The organism is Halomonas sabkhae (genome assembly GCF_030409265.1).
Classification (GTDB): Bacteria; Pseudomonadota; Gammaproteobacteria; order Pseudomonadales; family Halomonadaceae; genus Halomonas; species Halomonas halmophila.
This window is the reverse complement of sequence record NZ_JAUFPM010000017.1, coordinates 112824-133274: the sequence shown is the minus strand read 5'-3', so window position 1 is coordinate 133274 and position 20451 is coordinate 112824. Positions and strand designations below refer to the sequence as shown.

The following is a 20451-nucleotide window of genomic DNA, read 5'->3' as shown; positions in this document are numbered from 1 at the left end:
ATCGCGGCTCAGAAGCGGTATTTCATGGTCAACATGAAGTGGCGTGGTTCCCCGAAATAGTTGTGCTTGGTGATACCGCGTACCGTCGAGTAGTACCGCTTGTCGGATAGATTCTCGCCATTGAGCGCCACCTCCAGGTGCTCATTGAACCGATAGCCGAGCATGGCCGAGTAAGTGGTATAACCGCCCTGTTCGATCCGGACATCCGAGGTTTCGGCATAGGTGCCGCTGACCGCGTTCACGCCGGCACCGACCCGCCATCCCTGGTCCGGGTCGTCGCTGAAGCGATAACGCGTCCAGAGGTTGAGATTGTGCTTCGGCGTATCCGGCGAAAAGGTCAGCCCCTGGTTGCTGGCATCGCGAACATAGTCGGTACGGGTGTAGGCATAGCCGACGGAGACGTCCCAGCGCGGCGAGAGACGGCCATTGATTTCCGCCTCGAAGCCCTCGCTCTCCACTTCGCCAACGGGAATCGAGAAGGCCGGGTTGTCGGGATCGGTGAAGGCCCGGTTGGTGTCCTCGATGTGAAACACTGCGGCATGCCAGTTCAGGGCACCATCGCCGTGGGCTCCCTTGATGCCCAGTTCGACCTGATCCCCCTCGCGCGGCTCGAGCGTATCGCCGTTGCGGCGCGTCGCCGTCTGAGGCTCGAAGACCCCGGTGTAGCTGCTGTAGAGGTTCAGGTCGTCATTGAGGCGATAGATCAGCCCCAGGTAGGGCGTGAATTCGGTGCCACTGTCACCGGTATCGTTGTTGGTCGTTTCCCACCAGGTGACACGACCGCCCGCGGCCAGCGTCAGGGCATCGGTGACGTTCAACCGAGCCTGACCATAGGTCGCCTGCTGTTCGGTGCTCGCCTGCAGGGGATTCCAGGACGGGAAAGTCGGCTCGGGAGTCGCATGAACGGGATCGAAGATATTGCCGGGCCGATAAAGCGGATCGCCGAAGGCATAGCGCTGATCGATCGAGACATCCTGATAGCTGGCTCCGACAACCGCCTCATGCGAGCGGCCGAAGAGCCGGAACGGCGACTGCACTTGTGCTTCGAGGTAATCATCCTGTTTCTTCAGATCCCAGGCGATCTGTCGGGTCGCGAATTCGCCGGTGGCCGGATCCGCCGGCATCACCCCCTCGCTGCTCTTCCTCAGGCGCGTCTCGCGCTCGAGACGATTGGCCTTGACGGTAAAGCGTCCCCCATTGTCCAGCCGATGCTCCAGCTCAGCGAAGTAGCGCTGGGCATTGCCGGTCTGGCGATCCCAGAGCGAACCGAGATAGGTCGAGCGATCGATATCGGCCAAACGACCATCACTGAAGGCGGGGATCCCGGAATGCGGCCGAAACTCCTCATCCTGGAGCGTCGCACCGAACGAGAGCGTGGTGTCCGACGTAATGTCGTACTCGAGCGTGCCATAGCCGATCCGGTTGTCCGAATCGACATGATCGATAAAGGTGTCACGATTATCGAGAACGCCCACGAACCGACCACGCAGCCGCCCTTCGTCGTCCAGGGCGCCGGTCACATCGACCACGCCGCGATGGGCCGCGTCGGATCCCGTCGACAGGGTCAACGACGCCTGTGGATCGGCCAGCGCGCGCTTGCGGGCCAGATTGATGGTGCCACTGGGCTCGCCGGTGCCATGCTGAATGCCCGCCGGGCCACGCAGTACCTCGATCCTGTCGTACAGGGCGGTATCGAAGACGCCACTGCCCTCCCAGGCACTGCCCACGTCCTGGACGGGGCTGCCATCGACGAGAAAGTAGTCGGCGACATAACCACGGGCCTTGACCTCGTACTGGCTCGGCCCGTAGTTCTGCACGGTGATCCCGGTGGTCCGGCGCATGGCATCCGCCAGGGTGGTGAGGTTCTGGTCATCCAGGCGCTCCCGGGTCAGCACGCTGACCGACTGCGGCGTTTCCTTGATCGACCGTTCCGCCATGCCAATGGTGGCTCGGCTCGCCGCATAGGAACCCGAACCTTCCGTGGACACTCTCCTGGCCCGGTCGCCCACCACCTTCATCGTCGAGAGCGCCATGTCGGATGCGTCCGGTCGCTCGACCAGTTGGTAACTGCCATCCGACTGGCGTACCACCCGCAGGCCGGTATCGCGCAGCAATCGACTCAACCCTTCCTGCACGCCGAAGCGGCCCCGCAATCCAGGGCTACGACGCCCTTCTGCCAATGCTCCGACACCACTGAGATAGATCCCCGACTGGCGCGCGAAACGGTTGAGCGCGTCTCCCACCGGTCCAGCGGGAATATCGTACTGTCGCACCTGCTGCCGCTCGGTTTCCTGGGCCAGGACGGGCTCCGGGACCGACAAGGCCGCGAATGCGCCTCCCATAGCCGCCACCTGGACGGTCAGGGCCAGGGCCCGGGACCGCTGACGAAACGGATGCTTGGGCATGAATGATTCCCCTTGCTCATGCGTTGTCTTGGATGATGTACCAGGGAATCGAACCGCAACGCCGGAAGGGGAACCGAAGGCGCACTTTTTTTCATCTTCGACCGATTACTTCGTCACGGACGCCACCCGATCGGGCTCGATCTCGATCCACAACGGCATGACACGGCGGACCCGCACCGGCAGGGTATTGTCGATCATGCGCATCGACTGCTCGAGGTCTTGCAGGGGGAAAGCGCCGAGCAGTGTCTGGTCGGCCACCTCGGGCGCCACACGCAGGCGCGCATGATGATAGCGCCCGAGCTCCTCGACCAGTTGACCGAGCGGCATGCCATCGGCCAGCAGTACACCGCCGGTCCAGGCATCCCCGGCCGGCTCGGCAGGCCTCGGACTGGCTACCGAGCGTGACGTGTAGGTGGACTCTTGCCCGGTCTCGATCACCCGGGAGGCCTCCGATGCCCGATCGGCGGCCCGTGGCCGTACCTTCACGGCTCCCTCGAACACCGACAGGGTTTCATCACTGTCGCCCAGCCGAACATCGAAACGGGTACCCAGGGGCGTCAAGCGGGCATTCGGTGTCTCGACCACCAGGCGGCCCCGGCCGGTGTCGATCAGCACCTCGCCGCTGACCAGCTCCAGCCGCAGGCCAGGCGAGGCGTCATCGACATTCACCGCACTGGCGGTGTTCAACCACAGCCGGCTGCCATCGTCGAGAGTGACACGCCGAATCTCGCCGGTGGCAGTGTGGTAATCGGCACCCCAGCGCTGCGTCCAGTCGTCGATTCCCAGCGGCTGCCAGGCCAGCCCTGTCAGCACGGCCATGGCCATCAGGCTCGCCAGTCCGTTCCACAGGCGCTGCCTGCCCGTGCGCCGACGCCGCGCCTCGGCAATCACACCGTTCACCGCCTGCCGATCATCGTCTTCGAGTTCACCACCGAGCCGCTGACTGAGCGCCTCTATACGGGCCCAGGCCCAGCGATTCTGCGCGCCACTGTCGTGCCACTCCTGCCAGGCATCGCGCTGTGCTTCGGTCATCTCGCCGGAACGCCACTGCGCAAACCACTCCGCCGCTTCAGAGAGCGCACGACGACGCTCGTCACGTTCCATGTCCTGCTCATCGGACATGCTCAGGTCCCCTCGTCCAGTCCCGAGTCGATCAGCGCGCACTGCAGCACGGCCTGCGCCATGTATTTCTTCACCATGCGCTCGGACACATGCAACTCCTCGGCAATCTGTCGATAGGGCTTGCCCTGGAGTTGCGAGCCGATGAAGGTAGCAGCGACATTTTCGGGCAGGCGCTGGAGCATGGCATCGACCTCGCACAACGTCTCGAGGACGATCTGCTGATACTCCAGCGACGGCACACTCCCCTCGGGACGGGCCGCCAGCGTCTCGCGCCAGGCTCGCTCGATGTCCTGACGACGCCAGTGATCGACGCACAACCCCTTGGCCATCACGCTCAGGTAGGCACGCGCGCCCTCGAAAGTGTCGAAACGACGCGGCTTGTTCAGCAACCTGACGAAGGCGTCCTGCGCCAGGTCGGCCGCCGTGTCGACACACCCTAGACGACGGTGCAGCAAGCCCTGCAGCCACCCGTGGTGATCACGGTACAAGCCATCGATTTGATGATTCCGGGTGTATCGTGGGGACATGGCGCCATCCAACGGTTGGCGGAGCATGGTGTAATGCCGCCTAAATAATAACAATTATTATTACTATCCATTGCTGCGCCGCGACTGTCAATTCTTCCTGCCTACCTCCTATCCAAACAAAAACGCCAGGGCCGGCGATGAGCCGATCCTGGCGCTTCATGTCACGCATCACGCTGTCGGGCGCGATGCGTTCAGGCGGTTACCGGAGACGGGGTCTCAGGCAGTGGCGGCCTGGTAGCGACGCTCAACCTCGTCCCAGTCGACGACGTTGAAGAAGGCCGCGATGTAATCCGGACGCTTGTTCTGGTACTTCAGGTAGTAAGCGTGTTCCCAGACGTCCAGACCCAGCACCGGCGTGTTGCCGTACATCAGCGGGCTGTCCTGGTTCAGGGTGTTCTCGACCACCAGCTTGCCCTTCGGGTCGACACTGAGCCAGGCCCAGCCGCTGCCGAAGCGGCCCAGGGCGGCCTTGGTGAAGGCATCCTTGAAGTCGTCGAAGCCGCCGAGTTCGCTGTTGATGGCTTCCGCGACCTTGCCCTTCGGCTCGCCGCCGCCCTGCGGCGACATCACGGTCCAGAAGAAGGAGTGGTTGGAGTGGCCACCGCCATTGTTGATCACGGGCTGACGCTTGGCATCCGGCACGCGGTCAAGGTTGGCGACCAGTTCGTCCACCGGCACTTCTTCCAGGCCTGTGCCTTCAAGAGCGGCATTCAGGTTGTTGACGTACGTCTGGTGGTGCCGTGAATGGTGGATTTCCATGGTCATGGCATCGATATAGGGTTCCAGAGCATCGTACTGATACGCGAGTTCCGGCAGTGAATGCGGCATGGTGAGCATCCTCCTCGTTGATGAATGGTCGCGGGACCGCGACGCTTGGCATACGCGAGTATGTCAAATCAGGTCCCCAGACACTAACGCAAAATGATTATCAATATTTCATAGATTTCTTTCATCGGCCCGATGCGAGCCGGCAAGGCGTATATTGATAACCATTCTTATCTGCTTTACGCTACGCCAGCGCTTGAACATCGAGCCCGGGCGATCCGGACCCATGGGACTCATCGAGCGCCTTTATGGTGATGTGGAGACGAGCATGTTCGAAGTCAAGGGGGCCACCTTCGAAGTCAGTGGTAAACGGCTTCTCCACCCGACGCATCTGGCGTTTCAGCAGGGCCGGGTGCATGGTTTGATCGGCCACAACGGCTCCGGCAAGTCGACCCTGCTGAAGCTTCTGGCCCAGCAACAACCCGCCACTGCCGGCGAGGTCCTCTTCGATGAGCGCGCCCTGGCGAGCTGGGGCAATCGCGAGTTCGCCCGTCAGGTGGCCTACCTGCCCCAGCATCTGCCCAGTGCCGAAAATCTGACCGGGCGCGAGCTGATCGGCTTCGGCCGTTACCCCTGGCATGGCCTCCTGGGCCGCCACACCCGCGAGGACCAGGAGCAGATCGAGCGTGCCATCGCCCTGACGCATACCGAGGCCTTCGCCGACCGCCTGGTCGATACCCTGTCCGGCGGCGAGCGTCAGCGCGTCTGGCTGGCCATGCTGCTGGCCCAGGGCAGCCGCTTCCTGCTGCTCGACGAACCCCTGGCGGCGCTGGATATCGCCCACCAGGTGGAAGTTCTGGCGCTGGTGCGCAAGCTCTGCCAGGAACTCGGTCTGGGCGTGATCATCGTGCTGCATGACGTCAACATGGCGGCGCGCTACTGCGATCACCTGGTGGCCCTGCACTCGGGCCAGGTGCTGTCACAGGGATGCCCGCAGGACATGATGGAAGACGCCACCCTGGAAGCCATCTATGGCATCCCCATGCGCGTCATGTCACATCCCGGTGGCGACCATCGCGTCGCCGTCGTTCAGTAAGCCACGCCCGGTGCCATGACCCTGCTGACCCGATCCTCGCCCGTTCGTCGCCCTCGCCCGCTTGTGGCCGGGCATGCCTTGCTGTTCGCCCTGGCGATGGCGATGCTGCTGAGCGCGCCGCTGGCCATGGCGGCGTCACCGCGTATCGCCACCCTGGACTGGACCCTGGCCGAGACCCTGCAGGCACTGGGCACGCCGCCCGCCGCCGTGGCCCAGATCGAGGCCTATCACGACTGGGTCGGCGAACCCCGACTGCCCGAGTCGGTCAGCGATCTGGGCCTGCGCACCCAGCCCAATCTGGAGCTGCTGGCCGATCTGGACCCGGACCGCATTCTGATCTCGCCGATGTTCGCCAACCTGACGCCACGCCTGTCGCGCATCGCCCCAGTGGAAAACTTCTCGCTGTACTCGCCGGGCCAGGACACCTGGCAGGAAATGCGTCAGCTGACCCGAGGCGTCGCCGCCGTGGTCAACCGACCCGAGGCCGCCGAGGCGTTGATCGCGGACACGGAGACACGCCTCGACGAACTGCAGCGGACGTTACCCGACGCTGTCGCGCCCCTGCTGGTGGTGCAGTTCATGGATGCCCGCCATGTGCGGGTGTTCGGCGACAACGGTCTCTATCAGGCGGTGATGAAGCGCCTGGGACTGGAGAACGCCTGGCCCGGCGACACCAATGCCTGGGGCTTCTCGCTGGTCGGCCTGGAGGAACTGGCGGACCTCGATGCCCGGCTGGTGGTAGTCGAGCCCTACCCGGCCGGGGTGCGCGACGCCCTGGAACAAAGCGGCCTGTGGCAGGGCCTGAAACGGCAGAGTCAGGGCGAACCGCTGGTGCTGCCGCCGGTGTGGAGCTTCGGCGCCCTGCCCTCGGCGCAACGCTTCGCCGAGCAACTCACCACTGCCCTGGAGACCGCTGATGCTCGCTAGGCTCGTCAGGCTTGCACCGCTGTTGCGTCTCAGCCCGGGCATCGCCTGTGGCCTGCTGTGCCTGGCCTGTCTGGTGCTGGCATCGAGCAACCTGGTCGATGCCGCCGGCCTGCTCGCTGGCCTGCAGGCGTTGTTCGGCAGCGCCGATGCCGGCATGGATACCCTGGTGCTGCATTTCAGCTGGTGGCCGCGGCTGATGATGTCGCTGCTGGCCGGCGGCGGCCTGGCGCTGGCCGGGGTGCTGATGCAGCAGGTATTGCGCAACCCGCTGGCCGCGCCGACCACCCTGGGTGTGGCCAGCGGTGCCAACCTGGCGCTGATGGCCACCACCCTGATGGCGCCGGGACTGCTGGTCGTCGGCCGGGAATGGGTGGCCCTGCTGGGCGGCGGCTTGGCCATGGGGCTGGTCTTTGCCCTGGCCTGGCGGCGTGGCCTGGCGCCGGTCGTGGTGGTTCTCGGCGGTCTGGTGGTCAACCTGTATCTTGGCGCCCTGGGCATCGTGCTGCTGCTCTTTCATCAGCAGGAGCTCAAGGGCCTGCTGATCTGGGGCGCCGGCTCACTGGCCCAGAACGACTGGGGCGGCGTGACCTTCCTGGCACCGCGTCTCGCCCTGGGGGCGCTCGCCGCCTGGCTGCTGCTGCGCCCACTGGCCGTGCTCGAGCTGGATGATGCCAGTGCCCGCAGTCTCGGCGTCTCCCTGCGCAACCTGCGCCTGGCGGGGCTGGGGCTGGCGGTCTTCCTGACCGGCTGCGTGGTCAGCGTGGTCGGCGTCATCGGCTTCATCGGTCTGGCGGCGCCGAATATCGTGCGCCTCGCCGGCGCCCGCCGCCTGGGGCCGCGCCTGCTGTGGTCGACCCTGCTGGGCGCCCTCCTGCTGGCCACTACCGACCAGTTGCTGCAGCGCTACAGCGGCCAGGTATCCGGCCTGGTGCCCACCGGCGCGGTCACCGCGACCCTGGGAGCGCCGCTGCTGATCTGGCTGATCCCGCGCCTCAAGCTGCGTGGCGACCAGCCACCCGCCGGTGCCACGGCGCCTGCTGGCCGTCATCATGCGCCGCTGCGCCTGGCCGGCGGGCTGGCCATCGGTCTGCTGGCGATCAGCGTGGTGGCCCTACTGGTCGGCCAGACCGCCGGTGGCTGGTCCTGGCAGTCACCCGCCGACTGGGACGTGCTGCAGTGGCGACTGCCACGCGTACTGGCCTCGGCCGGCTGCGGCGTGATGCTGGCCCTGGCCGGCACACTGATCCAGCGCGTCACCGCCAACCCCATGGCCAGTCCCGAGGTGCTGGGCATCAGCGGTGGCAGCGCGATTGCCCTGATCCTGGCGATCTTCCTGCTGCCCTCACCGGATAACCTGACGCTGGTCGGCATCGGCACCCTGGGCGCCATGGCCAGCCTGGCGATCCTGATCATCTTCAATGGCCGCAGCGGGCTGCTGCCCGAGCGGCTGCTGCTGACCGGGGTGGCAATCACCGCCGCCTTCGATGGCGTGCGCGCCATCGTGCTGGCCGGTGGCGACCCGCGCGGCCAGCAGGTCATCGCCTGGCTGTCGGGCTCCACCTATTACGTGGACCTGACCAGTGGCCTGGTGGTACTGGGCCTGGCGCTGCTGCTCGCCCTGGCCAGCGGCCCGCTGGCACGCTGGCTGGATATCCTGCCGCTGGGGGCCGCCACCTCGCGCGCCCTGGGGCTCGACCTCAACCGCTCGCGGCTGTTGCTGCTGTTGCTGGTCGCCCTGCTCACCGCCGCCGCCACCCTGGTGGTCGGGCCACTGTCCTTCGTCGGCCTGCTCGCGCCTCATCTGGCGCGCCTGCTCGGTTTCTCGCGGGCCGACATGCACCTGCTCGGCGCAGCCCTGACCGGCGCCCTGCTGATGGTGCTGGCCGACTGGGTCGGCCGCCAGCTGCTGTTCCCGCAGGAAATCCCCGCCGGCATCGTCGCCTCGCTGCTCGGCGGCGCCTATTTCATGTGGGGGCTCCGACGGCTTTGAGCCGGCGGACCGTCGCAGAGAAGGAAGAGGAAAGAGTGAAGAGGGAAGAAAACGCGGGAGCTGGAAGCGGGTAGCGAGACGCGAGACGCGAGACGCGAGACGCGAGACGCGAGACGCGAGACGCGAGACGCGAGCAGTATCGGCTCACGATCGACGGTGTTACCAGCAAAAAGGCCCGGGATGCGTCTCGCACCACCGGGCCTTCTCTTACCTCTTACCTCTTACCTCTTCCTTCTTACTTCTTCCCTCTTGATTCCTTACCTCTTACCCCCTACCACTGATAGCTGAGGGTGCCAGTCACACTCCGCGATTCGCCGTAGTAGCACCAGAAATCACAGCTGGCGACGTATTCCTTGTCGGTCAGGTTGTTGACGTTGACCTGGGCGCGCCAGTTGTTGGCGAAGTCGTAGCTGGCCATGGCGTCGACCAGGGTGTGGCTGGAGACGGTGGTGTCGCCATCGACGCTCTCGCCCACATAGCGCACGCCGCCGCCCAGCTTGAGGCCGGCCAGGGCGCCCTGCTGGAAGTCGTAGTCGAGCCAGGTGGAGGCCTGGTGGCGCGGGATGAGGGCGGCCCGCGTGTCGTCATCGTTACGCGCATCGGTGTAGGTATAGGCCGCCGTGAGCTGCAGCTGGTCGGTCAGGTAGCCGACACTCTCGAGCTCGAAGCCAGTGGACGTCTTTTCACCTTCCTGGGCCTGATAGCCGGCCGGCGTGGTGGCGAAGGAGTTGGATTCCTCGATATCGAAGGCCGCGGCGCTGACGTAGCCGTCCCAGGACGCCGGCGCATACTTGACGCCGACTTCCCACTGCTCGCCCTCGATTTCCTCGAAGACCGCGCCATCGAAGCTGGTCTGGGCCTGCGGGCTGAAGGACTCGGTATAGCTGAGATAGGGGCTGATGCCGTTGTCGCCCAGGTACATCACTCCCCCGGAGTAAGAGGTCTGTGACTGGGTCTCATCGACGGTGACATCGAGCTGTTGGTTGGTGTTCTTCACATCGGCGCTGTCGTGGCGCACGCTGCCCAGCAGCACCCAGCGATCATCAATGCGCAACTGGTCCTGCACATAGAGGCCCAACTGCTCCTTGTCGATCTGGCGACCGAAGCGCTGGCTCGGGTCCAGCGGGGCGATGGTGGTGTCCGGTTCGAAGATATCGACGCTGTCATAGGCGAAGCTGTCGAATTCCTGACCGTCCAGGCTCAGTTCCTGATAGTCGACACCAAACAACAGGGTGTTTTCCGTGCGCTCGGTATACCACTTGCCGACCATGCGGTTGTCGACCGTGAGGTTATCGATGTCACCTTCCCGCTGCAGATGGCCCCGGGTTCCCGTGCGGCCATCGCCGGTACCGGACAGCATGTAGGTGCTGCGCAGGTCCAGGTCGAGATGGCTATAGCGCAGGTTCTGCTCGAAGGTCCAGGTATCGCTGAACTGATGGCTCAGCTCATAGCCGACACTGACCTGGGTGCGCTCGTCCTTGTCGTAGTCCGGCGCGCCATAATTGGTCTCGGGATCGACCTTGCCGAAGGGCGTGTCCTGCACCGTGCCGTAGGCCAGCTTGAAGGGGTTTTCCGGCACGCCGTCATCCTTCTGCACACTGGCCAGAAAGGTCAGCTGGGTGTCGTCCGAGACACCCCACTCCAGGCTGGGCGCGAAGTAGTAGCGCTCGTTGTCGGTGCCGTTCAGGTCGCCGTCGCGCTCCTTGTAGAGGCCGACCAGGCGATAGCGCACGTCCCCGCTGGCCGTCGCCGGGCCCGAGGTATCAATGGCCAGCTGGCGATGATGGCGGTTACCGACCTGTAGCTGGACCTCGCCCCTCGCCTCTTCGGTGGGTCGCTTGCTGACGGCATTGACCAGACCGCCGGAGGGCGCCTCGCCATACAGAATCGAGGCCGGCCCCTTGAAGACATCGACGCTTTCCAGGCCATAGGGCTCGGGCGTCCACTCGTAGTAGCCCGGATCGAACAGCCGCAGGCCATTCATGTAGGTCGCCTGGTCGAAGCCGCGCACCTTGAACCAGTTGGTGTTGTTGTCGGCACCGTAGTGGCCGGCCAGCACGCCGGCGCGATAGCGAAAGCTCTCGTCGAGGCTCTGAACGTTGCGCTCGTCCAGCTCCTCACGCTGCACCCTGGACACCGAGCGCGGCGTTTCGGCCAGCGGCACCGCGACCTTCAGTGCCGTGGCGGTGACCACCACAGTATCGGACTCGGCGGCTGCGTCCTGCGCCTGAGCCAGGGCTGGCACCCCGACAAGAGCGGCGCCGGACAGCGAAAGCCCCAGGGCACGCCGAATGGCCAGCGCCATCGGCGAACGGGGGCGAAGGGAGGAACAGGGAGTTGGCATGAGAAGGCCTCGTGAATGACAGCGATGAACACAGGGTGCCGGAAGCTGGCTTCGACACACTGGCGCGGATGATAATCGTTGCTACCAAGATTCACAATCATGCCGACCAACGCTCGACTCGCGCCCAACACGGCGCTCGGCATGGCGCTCCGGTCCGAACCGGGTGCCCAACACAGGCTTTCTTGCTAGGCTTGCGCTTTTCACCACGCGGGATGACGCGCCACACCATGACCCGATACCGGCCTGATCACTGTCGCAGCCTCGTCATGGCCCTTGCCGGCCTGCTGGGCGCCGGACTGCTGCCCGCCACCGCCTCGGCCCATCCGCATGTCTGGGCCGACATCAGCGTCCGGGTCGAGCTCGATGAGCAGGGCCGCGTCGAGGCGTTGCGCCAGCGCTGGCGACTCGACCCCTTCTACAGCCTGATGCTGCTGGAGGAGTTGAACGGCGCCGAGGGCGAGAAGCCCATGGAAGCCCGCCTCGACCAGCTGGGCGGCGAGATCCGCAGCAACCTGGCACCCAAGGGCTACTTCACCGAGGTTCGTCATGCCGGCGAGCCCGTGGAGCTCGACGAGGTCACGGAATATACCACCATGGCGCGCGATGACCGCGTGGAGTTCCACTTCCGCCTGCCCTTCGCCGAGCCCCTGCCGCTGGCCGCCGTTGCGGACGACGACACCCTGCGCTATCGCATCTATGATCCCAGCTACTACATCGAGATGATCCACGAGATCAACGAGGATCAGACACCACGCGACGATGCGCTGGTCATCGACGCCCCCGACTGCACCACCCGCATCATCCGCGCCGAGCCGGATCCCGAAATGGTGGCCAAGGCCGCGCAACTGGATCGCACCGACGAGGCGCCGGATGGCCTGGGCCGCTTCTTCGCCGAGACCGGTGAAGTGAGCTGCGCGTCGAGCTGAATGTGTCCCCGGAGCCTGTCATGCACGACTTCACCGAACGACATCCGCGCCTGCTGGCCTGGTCGACCCTGGCCGGAGTACTGGTCCTGGTGGGCGTGATCCTGCTGGTCAGCGCCCATGGCCAGTCGCTCAGCCTGCAGATCATCAGCTGGCAGCGCGATTTGCACCGTGGCCTGACCCTGGCCATCAGCGAACTGAGCGGCGCGCCTTCACTGCATACCTGGAGTATCCTGCTCGGCCTGAGCTTCGGCTACGGGGTCTTTCATGCCGCGGGCCCGGGGCATGGCAAGGCCGTACTCGGCACCTATCTGCTGACCCAGGGCGGCGCCTGGCGCCGTGCCCTCGGCCTGTCCTGCGCGGCCGCTCTGCTCCAGGCGCTGGTGGCCATCGCCCTGGTCACGCTGCTGGTGCATGGCCTGGGCTGGCTGACCCGCACGGCGGTCGACTCGGTGATCTGGGTCGAGCGTGCCAGCTACCTGGCCATCATGCTGCTGGGCGTCTGGCTGTGCTGGCGCGCCCTGCGACAATGGCGCAGCGCCGCACGCCCGGCAACGCCGCCTCATGCGCCGCATCATGACCACGCCGACCACGCGGCTCATCATGGGCACGACTGTGACTGTGCTCACCATGTGACACCGGCGGACGCCGGCGACTGGCGCAGCGCCCTGCTCACGGTGGCCTCCATCGGCATGCGCCCCTGCAGCGGGGCGGTGCTGATGATGGGCGCCGCCTCCCTGCTGGGCCATTACGGGGTTGGCGTGCTGGCAACGCTGAGCATGGCGGTGGGCACCGCCCTGACGGTATCGGCCCTGGCCCTGTTGAGTGTCATGGCACGCGACTGGGCGGAAAAACGCCTGGCGGGCGCCATGCGGGGCGCCTGGTGGCAGAGGCTGGTAGGCGGGGTCGCGCTCGCCGGCGGCGTGCTGATTCTGCTGCTGGGCCTGAGCCTGCTGCTCAGCGACCCGGCCGAGCGCAACGCCCTGCCCTTGCTGGACGGCCCCGGGAGCGAGACGGAAACGACCGATAGCGCCTCGCCGCTGGGGATCTAGCCCAGCGGCCGGTCAGCGACTCAAGGCGTCGTCGTGTCGTCCAGTCGCCCCACGGCGTCCCGGCTGGCCTGCTCGCGCTGATGGCCGGTCAATTCGGTGAGCCTGCCCTCACGCATCTCCAGCAGGCGGTCGGCCTGGGCGAAATAGGCATCGTCATGGCTGACCGCCAGCACCGTCTTGCCCAGCTCGCGGAGCCGCGGCAGCAGGGCCTGGTAGAAGGCGCGGCGGAATTGCGGGTCCTGATCGGCGGCCCACTCGTCGAGCAGCAGGAAATCGCGTTGTTCAGCGACCGCCAGCAATAGCGCCAGACGCTTGCGCTGCCCCTGGGAGAGCCGGGGATTGGTGACCCGGTCGCCGTCGAACTGCAGTTTGTCCTGCATGCCGAGCCGCTCCAGCCAGTCCTGCACCAGGGCCGGATCCGGCGCGGCGCCCTCCTGGCCGACCAGCCGGTCGAAGAGATGGAAGTCGGTGAACACCGCCGAGAAGCTGCGCCGATAGGCCTCCCACTGCTCCGCCGTCAACGCCTCGCCATCGAGCAGGATCTCGCCGTCATGGGGTTGATAGAGCCCGGTCAGCAGGCGTGCCAGGGTCGACTTGCCGCTGCCGTTGCCGCCGATCAGAAAGACCTGTTCGCCGCGCGTCAGGGTCAGGTCGATGGGGCCGACCTCGAAGCCCTCAGCCTGCTCGGTGGCGGGATAGCGAAAGCGCACGCCGCGCAGCTCCAGGGTCTGCCAGTGATTCAGCGCCTCGCCGCTGGTAAAGGCCTGGCGATACTCGGCCAGCTCCAGGCTCTCGAGCTTGTCGAAGGCGACCTGGGCGCCGAGCAGCGTGGGCAGTGCACCCACGGCCTGGATCAGCGGCGTGCGCAGGAACAGCAGCGTCAGCGAATAGGTCGCCGCCACATTGGTATTGGCCCAGCCCAGGCCATTGGCCAGGAAGAACACCAGGCCGATGGCGCCGAGCATCATGATGTTCGACCAGTTGACCGCACTCAGATGGAAGGTATCGGAGCGGATGATGTGGTGGCGATACTCGCGCGCATTGCGGGTATAGGTCTCGTCGAACAGGCGGCGTGCCCGGTCGCGATTGAGCGCCAGTTCCTTGCGCCCCTCGATGACCGAGGCATAGTCCTGATAGAGCCGATCCTCGGTGGCCCGCACCCGGCTCAGGTGCTGATAGACCCGCGACACCAGCAACCAGCCGACCACCACCGTCACCGCCACCCAGACCGCCGTGACCGCCAGCATGCCGGGCGACAACCAGGCCAGATAGAGCGCCGAGCCGAGCGTCAGGATGACCCCCTGCACCAGCTCGGGCAGGCGCACGAAGGCCACCGTGATGTGATGAATGTCACTCGACAGACTGGCCATCAGATTGGCGCTGCCCAGCGCCTCGATGCGCTCGATATCGGTGTCGAGAATGCGCTTGATCAGATGCCCGCGCAGCCGATAGACGAAGTGGTGACCCAGGGTCGTCAGCGCCAGCTGCGCCCCCAGGGTGATGGCCAGCAGCAGCACGATCAGCCCGAGGAACTGCGGCAGCACGCTCAGGGGATCACCGTGCGCCTCGATCAGGCGGCGGTTGATGAAGGCGATGACACCGATGCCCAGGCCGGCACTCGCCAGGCTGAGCGCCATGACGGCAATGAACGGCCAGCGATAATGGCGAAAGACGACGCGCAAGAGTTCCACGGGCGCTCCTCGACGGGCAAATGGCGGGGCATTGTGGCGCATCAGGCGTGCAAGTCAACGCGCCGGCCGGCGGGGAACGCCTGCGACCGCACGGATGATAAGCATTTACATAAACAAAAGTAAAAGATTATCATTCCCTTCGTCATGAGCGATGGCCCGTGCCGGCTGTTACCACGATCACCAACTTCGCCACGTCTTCGGATCTCCAAGGAACACCCGCCCTATGCACTCTCGTCCCCGGTTTCAAGCGCCGCAATGGCTCACGGTCTGTCGTCCCGCGCTACTCTGCACCCTGCTTCCCGCCACGGCATTGGCAGAACCCCAGCCAACGTCCGATACCCCCGAGGCGAATGACAGCGGGCTCAACCCGATGGTGATCACCGCCACCCGCAACCGCAGCAGCGAAGGCAAGACCCCGCAGAAGGTCACCATCATCACGCGCGAGCAGATCGAGCAGCAGCTGGCGATCACCCAGGACCCCAGTCAGGTGCTCAGCAACCTGATTCCCTCCTACTCGCCCAGCCGCCAGAAGCTCAATAACACCGGCGAGACCTTCCGCGGCCGTTCGGTACTGTTCATGATCGATGGCGTGCCTCAGTCCAACCCGCTGCGCGACGGTGGCCGCGACAGCTACACCATCGACCTGTCCATGGTCGAGCGCATCGAGGTCATCCATGGTGCCAGCGCCGAGCACGGCCTGGGCGCCACCGGCGGCATCATCAACTACGTGACCAAGCGCCCCGACGGCGCCGGGGTTCAACAGCATGCCGGCATCAGCCTGACCAGCGACGACGATTTCCAGTCGGATGGCTTCGGCCACAAGCTGGACTACCGCCTCAGCGGCCAGCAAGGCGACTGGGACTACGTGCTGGCCGCCAGTCGCGAGGAGCGTGGCGTCTTCTACGACGGCAACGACGAGATCGTCGGCATGGCCTACCATGGCGAGCTCCAGAACTCCGAAAGCTATGATCTGATGGCCAAGCTGGGTTACTGGATCGACGACGACCAGAACCTCGAGTTCTCGCTCAACCATTTCGACCTCGATATCAACGACGACTATGTACCGGTATCCGGCGACCGCGACGCCGGCGTGCCAACCACGGCCCGCAAGGGCACTCCGGATAACGATCCGGGCTACAACGAAGCCACCACTGCCCGGCTGTCGTACTCCCATGCCGACTGGTTTGGCAACAACGTCGATGCCCAGCTCTATACCCAGCGGTTCCGCGCCCAGTTCGGTGCCACCGGCCTTGGCTCCTTCCCCTATCAGGACGACGCCGGCAATACGCTTTATGACCACACGCGCAACGAGTCCGACAAGGTGGGGGCCAAGTTCACCCTGAGCCGCGACGGCCTGCTGAACGACCGCCTGACCCTGACCACAGGCCTTGACCTGCTGCAGGACGAGACCCAGCAGGTACTGGTGAACACCAACCGCAACTATGTCCCGGAAAGCCAGTTTCGCAACGTGGCAGCCTTCCTGCAGGGCGACTACGACCTGACCGAGTCGCTGAGCCTGCATGCCGGGGTCCGCCAGGAGCATGCCGAGCTGAACGTCGACGACTACTCGACCGTGGATCGCAGCACGAGCGTCGAGAACAACCTGGTTTCGGTCAACGGCGGTAATCCCGAGTTCGACGAGACGCTGTTCAACGCCGGTATCGTCTATCAGGCCACCGACTGGGCCCAACTCTACGCCAACTACTCCGAGGGCTTCGGCATGCCCGACGTGGGCCGAGTCCTGCGTGGCGTCAGCACGCCAGGCCAGGACGTCGACGACCTGATCGATCTCTCGCCGATCGTCACCGACAACCGCGAGGCCGGCGCACGCTTCGACTGGGATCGCTACGGGCTCGAGCTGAGCTACTACGAGTCGAATTCCGACCTCGGCCAGCGTATCCAGCCCGATGCCCAGGGCAATTACCGTGTCCAGCGGGAGAAGACAGAGATTCAGGGGGTCGAGGTCACCGGCGAGGCGCGCCTGAATGATGCCCACAAGCTGCGGCTCACCTATACCCACGCCGAGGGCGAATCCGACACCGACGGCGACGGCAGCGTCGATACCAGGCTGACGGGCCGCGACCTGGCGCCGGACACCCTCAAGCTGGCCTGGAGCGCGGCCTGGAGCGACAAGCTGTCCACTCACCTGCAATACAGTCACTACCTCGACCGCAGCTTCGATGACCCGGAGATCGAGTTCGACGGCTATGGCCTGCTCGATGCCTCCCTGGCCTATCGACTGCCGGTGGGCCGCGCCAGCCTGGGCATCGAGAACCTCACCGACGAGGACTACTTCACCTACTACTCGCAGTCGTTCCCTCAGTCGCCCGTGCTTGAAGACGATCTGTACTTCAAGGGTCGGGGCCGTACCCTCACCCTGGGCTATCAGCTCGACTTCTGACCGCCCAGGCCAACAGGACGTTTCCGCGGCGCCCCACCGGGGCGCCGTCGTCTCATGAAGGCCCATTGCCTCCGTACTCGGAGTCCATCATGTCATCTGAACACCTGGACGCTCTCCCGGGGCGCAGGCCCCGCCCGGGGTGGCTCGCGCCGCTGCTGCTGGTGCTGATCGCCGTTGTCGAGGGTGCAGCCTCTCATCAGGGCAACCCGGCTATCGAGCACGCCTTCGGACGCACCCCGGTGCCCGAGCGCCCACCGCAGCGGGTGGTCACCCTCTATCAGGGGGCCACGGATACGGCGGTGGCGCTGGGCATCGAACCGGTCGGGGTGGTCGACTCCTGGCTCGAGCAGCCCATGTACCATTACCTGCGCGAAGCGCTGCAGGGCGTGGAGCATGTCGGACTGGAGACTCAGCCCGATCTGGAACGCATCGCCTGGCTGGACCCGGACCTGATCATGGCGACCCGTTTTCGCCATGAACGGGTACGCCCATTGCTGGAACATATCGCCCCCACGCTGGCCACCCGGGAGGTCTTCGACTTCAAGGCCACATTGCGGCTGATGGCGCAGGCCACGGGACGCGAAGCGCGTGCCCGAGCCCTGCTGGACGACTGGGACGCCCGGGTACAACGCTTCCGCCGCCAGATCGCCCGAGAAATGCCCGCGGCCTGGCCCCAGAAGGCCGCCGTGATTCGCTTCAAGCCCGATCATGTGCGCCTCTACTCCACCGGTTTCGCCGGTTCCATTCTCGACGAACTGGGTTTTCAGCAACCGAGGTCCCTGGATGACCAGAGCTGGGGGATCAAGCTGACCAGCGAGGAGAATATTCCGATCCTCCAGGCCGACGTCATCTTCGTGTTGCGGGAACCGGATGACCCGGCCATCCAGCGCAATTATCGCCGCTGGACCGAGCATCCCCTGTGGCAGCAGCTCGATGCGGTCCGGGAGGGGCAGGTCTTCGAGGTGGAGGCCGTGGACTGGATCATGGGCGGCGGCATCATCGCCGCGAATCGCATGCTGGATGATCTCTTCAGCCATTACGACCTGCCGGCCACCGGCCAGGGCATCGACTGCCCTCGGCCAGGGGACGGGATGCCACGGGCCCTGTCGACATGCTGACACGCAACGCCACCAGGGCACTGGGCCTGTCACTGGCACTGCTCATCGCCGCGCTCGCCTTTCTCGCCAGCCTGCTGCTGGGTAGCAGGGACATCGCACTGCCGACCCTGGTGAGGGCGCTGGTCGATTATGACCCGGGACGCATCGATCACTTGATCATCATCGCCGAGCGGCTGCCGCGTGCCGTGATCGCCAGCCTGGTCGGTGCCAGCCTGGCAGTGGCCGGGGTCCTGATGCAGACAATCACCCGCAATCCGCTCGCCTCGCCGGGCATTCTGGGCATCAACGCGGGCGCCATGTTCTGCGTGGTCGTGGCCGTCTCGCTGCTGCCACTCCACACCCCGGGCCAATATGTCTGGGCCGCGCTGCTGGGCGCCCTGCTCGCCGCCGGCCTGGTGATGCTGCTGAGTCGCGGCCCCCGTGGCGAACTGCCCCCCTTGCGCATCGTGCTCGCGGGGGTGGCGGTGACGGCACTCTTCGTGTCCTTCAGCCAGGGGCTGTTGATCATCGACCGGCGCAGCTTCGAGAGCGTGCTCTACTGGCTGGCCGGGTCACTGGCCGGTCGCGAGCTGGCGCTGGTCACTCCCCTGCTGCCGCTGTTCGCCGGCGCCTTCCTGCTCAGTGCATTGTTGGCGCGTCATGCCAATGCCCTGCTGCTGGGTGACGAGGCTGTCCAAGGGCTTGGTCTGCGCAGCGGCAACCTCAAGCTGTGGCTGGGGCTGGCCGTGATCCTGCTCGCCGGATGCTCGGTGGCACTGGCCGGCATGATCGGCTTCATCGGCCTGATCGTACCCCACATGGCCCGCGCCCTGTTCGGGGTCGACCACCGCTGGCTGATGCCGGCCAGTGCCCTCCTCGGCGCCTGCCTGTTGCTGATCGCCGACGTGGCATCACGCCTGCTGATGCCGCCACAGGAAATTCCGGTAGGGGTCATGACCGCGCTGATCGGCACTCCCTTCTTCATTTATCTGGCACGCAGGCAGGCGACATGAATCCGCACCACCCTCGCCCCCGTTTGCCACGGGCCGCCCTCGCCCCATTCCGCAGCCGCATGCCGGGTGTCATGATAACGTTGCTCATGGCGTTCGTGCTGCTGTTCAGCATGGGCCTGTCATTGCGCCTGGGCAGCTTCCCGACCTCCATCGGTGACGTGGCCCGAGCCCTGCTGACGCCCGACAACAGCGACGTCGCCTTCATCATCCGGGAGCTGCGCCTGCCACGCATCGTGCTGGCGGTGCTGGTCGGCGCCGCCCTGGCGGTCGCCGGCGCCATCCTTCAGGGGCTGGTACGCAATCCCCTGGCTTCTCCCGATGTCATCGGCATCACCAGCGGAGCCGCCATGATGGCCGTGCTCTTCCTGGCCTTCCTGCGCGAGCTGGTGAGCATTCAATGGCTGCCGACGGCGGCGCTGCTGGGCGCACTGCTGTCGGCGGGCCTGATCTTCCTGCTGACCTGGAAGCGCGGTATCACGCCCACCGGAATGGTGCTGGTGGGTATCGGGCTGTCGGCCGGCATGGGAGCCATCACGACCCTGACCATCGTGGTGAGCGACGATGCTGCGGCCATGACGGCCTATGTCTGGTTGACCGGGAGCCTCTATGCGGCCCGCTGGCAGGACGTACTCGACCTGTTGCCCTGGCTGCTGGTGGGCATTCCACTGGGGCTGGCGCGGACCCGCCACCTGGCGGTCATGGCCCTCGGCGATTCGGTGGCCACGGGGCTGGGGGTGGCCATCCAGCCGAGCCGCCTGATCCTGATGGCCAGCAGCGTGATGCTGGCGGGCGCGGCAGTGGCCTTTGCCGGCGGCATCAGCTTCGTCGGTCTGATCGCGCCGCACATCGCCGCACGGCTGGTGGGACGACAACTGTCGCGCTGGCTGCCGACGACGGCCATCAGCGGTGCCCTGCTCGTCCTCTACGCCGACCTGGTGGGACGGGTGGCCTTTCTTCCCGAAGACCTGCCCGCGGGCATCTTCATTTCGGCCATCGGCGCGCCCTTTTTCATCTACCTGCTGTATCGCGCACGGCGACGCGGCACATGACGGTCGCCGGCTCCGACGCTTCGCCAACGACCCGAGTTTTGTTTAGCGT

15 protein-coding genes are annotated in these 20451 nt (G+C 65.6%); 9 read left to right on the top strand and 6 right to left on the bottom strand.

Features of this window, described 5'->3' with window-relative positions:
- Positions 1-8 precede the first annotated feature (8 nt).
- From QWY79_RS11410 to QWY79_RS11395, 4 genes are all read right to left on the bottom strand, one after another.
- Positions 9-2405 (bottom strand): TonB-dependent siderophore receptor, encoded by a 2397-nt coding sequence (locus QWY79_RS11410; RefSeq protein ID WP_290272803.1) that lies wholly within the window; start codon positions 2403-2405, stop codon positions 9-11.
- A gap of 105 nt (positions 2406-2510) precedes the next feature.
- Positions 2511-3527 (bottom strand): FecR domain-containing protein, encoded by a 1017-nt coding sequence (locus tag QWY79_RS11405; RefSeq protein WP_290272801.1) that lies wholly within the window; start codon positions 3525-3527, stop codon positions 2511-2513.
- A gap of 2 nt (positions 3528-3529) precedes the next feature.
- A complete protein-coding gene (locus tag QWY79_RS11400) occupies positions 3530-4054 on the bottom strand; it encodes a sigma-70 family RNA polymerase sigma factor (RefSeq protein WP_290272799.1) in 525 nt (174 codons plus the stop codon).
- Between the two features lie 216 nt (positions 4055-4270).
- The gene (locus QWY79_RS11395; RefSeq protein ID WP_290272797.1) at positions 4271-4882 is read right to left on the bottom strand and encodes a superoxide dismutase; all 612 of its coding nucleotides are present in this window, start codon (positions 4880-4882) and stop codon (positions 4271-4273) included.
- A 265-nt stretch (positions 4883-5147) separates the two neighbouring features.
- On the opposite strand from QWY79_RS11395, the gene QWY79_RS11390 reads away from it, so the two are divergent.
- Genes QWY79_RS11390 through fhuB form a run of 3 tightly spaced genes read left to right on the top strand, consistent with a single transcriptional unit; the run spans position 5148 to position 8832 of the window.
- Positions 5148-5915: an ATP-binding cassette domain-containing protein gene (locus QWY79_RS11390; RefSeq protein ID WP_290272795.1), complete on the top strand. Its 768-nt coding sequence runs from the start codon at positions 5148-5150 to the stop codon at positions 5913-5915.
- 15 nt (positions 5916-5930) lie between these two features.
- Positions 5931-6842: an iron-siderophore ABC transporter substrate-binding protein gene (locus QWY79_RS11385; protein WP_435389786.1), complete on the top strand. Its 912-nt coding sequence runs from the start codon at positions 5931-5933 to the stop codon at positions 6840-6842.
- Positions 6832-8832: a Fe(3+)-hydroxamate ABC transporter permease FhuB gene (gene fhuB / locus QWY79_RS11380; RefSeq protein ID WP_290272792.1), complete on the top strand. Its 2001-nt coding sequence runs from the start codon at positions 6832-6834 to the stop codon at positions 8830-8832. The genes QWY79_RS11385 and fhuB overlap by 11 nt, the downstream gene beginning before the upstream one ends.
- A gap of 271 nt (positions 8833-9103) precedes the next feature.
- Here fhuB and QWY79_RS11375 read toward each other — a convergent pair whose 3' ends face one another.
- A complete protein-coding gene (locus tag QWY79_RS11375) occupies positions 9104-11176 on the bottom strand; it encodes a TonB-dependent siderophore receptor (protein WP_290272790.1) in 2073 nt (690 codons plus the stop codon).
- A gap of 266 nt (positions 11177-11442) precedes the next feature.
- Here QWY79_RS11375 and QWY79_RS11370 point away from each other — a divergent pair, with 266 nt between their 5' ends.
- Positions 11443-12102 (top strand): DUF1007 family protein, encoded by a 660-nt coding sequence (locus QWY79_RS11370; protein WP_290272788.1) that lies wholly within the window; start codon positions 11443-11445, stop codon positions 12100-12102.
- Positions 12103-12122: 20 nt separating this feature from the next.
- The gene (locus tag QWY79_RS11365; RefSeq protein WP_290272786.1) at positions 12123-13151 is read left to right on the top strand and encodes a nickel/cobalt transporter; all 1029 of its coding nucleotides are present in this window, start codon (positions 12123-12125) and stop codon (positions 13149-13151) included.
- Positions 13152-13171: 20 nt separating this feature from the next.
- Here QWY79_RS11365 and QWY79_RS11360 read toward each other — a convergent pair whose 3' ends face one another.
- A complete protein-coding gene (locus tag QWY79_RS11360) occupies positions 13172-14884 on the bottom strand; it encodes a multidrug ABC transporter permease/ATP-binding protein (RefSeq protein ID WP_290272784.1) in 1713 nt (570 codons plus the stop codon).
- 181 nt (positions 14885-15065) lie between these two features.
- Here QWY79_RS11360 and QWY79_RS11355 point away from each other — a divergent pair, with 181 nt between their 5' ends.
- The 4 genes from QWY79_RS11355 to QWY79_RS11340 all read left to right on the top strand — a co-directional run bounded on the left by QWY79_RS11355 (position 15066) and on the right by QWY79_RS11340 (position 20402).
- Entirely contained in the window at positions 15066-17243 is a 2178-nt protein-coding gene (locus QWY79_RS11355; protein WP_290272782.1) for a TonB-dependent receptor, read from the top strand.
- Positions 17244-17332: 89 nt separating this feature from the next.
- Entirely contained in the window at positions 17333-18361 is a 1029-nt protein-coding gene (locus QWY79_RS11350) for an ABC transporter substrate-binding protein (RefSeq protein ID WP_290272780.1), read from the top strand.
- Complete coding sequence (locus QWY79_RS11345; protein ID WP_290272778.1) at positions 18355-19353, top strand: FecCD family ABC transporter permease; 999 nt, start codon at positions 18355-18357, stop codon at positions 19351-19353. The genes QWY79_RS11350 and QWY79_RS11345 overlap by 7 nt, the downstream gene beginning before the upstream one ends.
- Before the next feature lie 59 nt (positions 19354-19412).
- A complete protein-coding gene (locus tag QWY79_RS11340; RefSeq protein ID WP_435389785.1) occupies positions 19413-20402 on the top strand; it encodes a FecCD family ABC transporter permease in 990 nt (329 codons plus the stop codon).
- The last annotated feature ends 49 nt before the right edge of the window (positions 20403-20451 follow it).